This is a genomic window from Streptomyces sp. GQ60 (genome assembly GCF_059758875.1).
The window spans coordinates 1-307 of record NZ_JCAXEG010000070.1; the positions used below are offsets into that span (position 1 = coordinate 1).

General features: G+C 65.8%; 1 pseudogene. It reads left to right on the forward strand.

The features are described 5' to 3' along the window. A pseudogene (locus AC6CKD_RS38005) lies at positions 1 to 93 on the forward strand (DUF2267 domain-containing protein); the annotation flags it as partial. Positions 94 to 307: the final 214 nt, after the last annotated feature.

The window sequence follows — 307 nt, forward strand, 5'->3', positions numbered from 1 at the left end:
ACCGTCGCGGCGGCGGCCGGAGACCTCCTGGTCCAGGAGATCCTCCTCCAGCTCCCGCCCGGCTACGACCTCCTCTTCGGCCACCCCAGCCCACCTGAACAACGCTTCACGCACCCATCTGAACCACGACGAGAAAGGCATCCGCACCATGTACGACCAGCTTCGAGCGAATCCGCACCAGCCGGTCATGACGTTCGACCAGATGCTGGAACGTGTTCGCTCCGAAGGCATCTACCCCACCTGCGAACGCGCCGAGGACGTCATCCGCACCGTCCTCGCCGCGCTCGGCCGGAGGGTTACCGGAGAT